2 protein-coding genes are annotated in these 1842 nt (G+C 56.9%); both read left to right on the top strand.

From position 1 onward, the window contains the following. Positions 1-179: 179 nt before the first annotated feature. Positions 180-1544, top strand: coding sequence for a TolC family protein (locus AC6F7T_RS09875; protein ID WP_500718403.1), 1365 nt, complete (start codon positions 180-182; stop codon positions 1542-1544). Beyond that, the coding region (locus AC6F7T_RS09880) for a hypothetical protein (protein ID WP_500718405.1) at positions 1541-1842 on the top strand (302 nt) is incomplete at its 3' end. The genes AC6F7T_RS09875 and AC6F7T_RS09880, both read left to right, overlap by 4 nt.

Here is a 1842-nt window from a genome sequence, read left to right on the forward strand (position 1 = left end):
TGATCACCGCCCTTTGAGCTGTAAGACGGCATGATGAAGTTGACAATCAATACATAAAGCTATATATATTAAATATTAGATTGATTGGTCTCTTTGTATCTGTTCAGCACCGGACCCCCCGATCCGGTGGCAAGGACGACAGCTGAATAGTTACGTTTCTTTTTTCTCGAGATATGTTCATGCCATATTTGAAGACTTTGCAAGCGTTTGTGGTTTTGTTGCTGTTGTTGTCTGCATTGACAGCGGCTTTCGGCGCCGGCGCCGAAATTCTCACCCTGGAAAAATCCCTGAATCTGGCACGTTCTGCAAACCCGGCGCTGGAGCAGGCAGAAGCACGCATCGCCCAGGCACAGGCGACCGTGAAGGAGAGTCGTGCGGCATTTTGGCCGCAGATAGAGGTCTCACTGGAATATCTGCGCGGCGACGCCCCTTCCGCCTATCTGTTCAAAACCATCGATGCCCGTCAGTTGCCTTCGCAAGTGGATTTCAATGATCCAGGCCGCTTCGACAATTGGGAAACCGGGATTCAGGCACAACTGAACCTCTATGCCGGCGGGCGCGACAGACTACGTTACCAGCAGTCCCGGTTAGGACTGGAGCAGGCATACAGTGAACGTGACGCCCTCGTCAATCAGCTTGAAGCTGCAGTCATCGATACCTATCTTACTCTGCTGACGGCGCAAACCCTGGTGGAGATCGCTCAGCAGAGTCTTGCCGTGGTCGAGCGCGAGATCGAACTGGCACAGGTGCGCCTTGCCGGGGGCAGCCTGTTGCGTGCGGATTTACTGTCATTGCAGGTGCGACGGGCCGAGGCCCAGTCAGAAATTATTCGTGCCGGTGCGCATCAGCAACGGCTGCAGGCGGCACTTGCGGTGTTGCTCGACCGCGATGCCCACACCCCGTTGCACATCGCCTCAAACAGTTTTACCTACGAGCCTCCGCAAGATTATGCCCTGGCCCTTGAGCGGGCCTTAACGCGCCGGGCAGAATTGACCGGGAGCCGGTTGAACCTGCAAAGCGCACGCCTGGGACACGGTGTTGCCCGCTCCGAATATCTGCCGCGCCTTGATCTGGAGGCACGCCTTTACCATGATGATTCCAACCTGGCCTATAACGCTGATCAACTCAATTGGACCCTGGGTGCTCGTCTGAGCTGGGAGCTCTTTGCCGGCTTTGCCACCTCAGCACGGACCGAAAAAGCCCGCAGCCTGGTTCAGCAAAGCCTGGCTGCTGAACGGCATCTGCGCCGAGACATTGAACTGCAGGTACGTAAGGCCTGGTTGGGAGTCGAGGAAGCTGTAGCGCACCAGAGGGTAACGGTTGCGGCAGTGACGCAAGCCCAAGAGGCTTTTTCACTGGTACAAACGCGTTTTGCCGGGGGCGCAGCCGCAGTGACACGCTATCTGGAGGCTGAACTGACTCTGAGCCGCAGTCGCATGGCCGCAGCCGCAGCCGAGCGCGACCACTTGCGTGCTCTTGTCGAGCTGGCGCGCACCCTGGGTGAGGGGCATTTTTATGCTGAGTCAACGGGAGGCGCTCAATGACGCAGGATGTCACTAAGAAAAACAATGTCAAACGCTGGCTACCATCGGTCATCGGTGGCCTGCTGCTGGTCGGGCTGATTCTCTATGTTGGTGGCTTTTTCAGGACCGGGCAAATCGGACCCGAGGATGCTTTGGCACCTGATCCTGACCTTCCTTTGAACGAAAAACAAGTGGCCGCGCGAACAGTGGCTTTACCTCAATACTATGAGGCGATTGGCACCTTGCAGACCCGCACCAGCGGGCGCATAGAGTCTCAGGTGACGGGTCGTGTGGACCAGGGCGCAGTGCGTTCCGGTGA

It is taken from the genome of Pelovirga sp. (assembly GCF_059864205.1).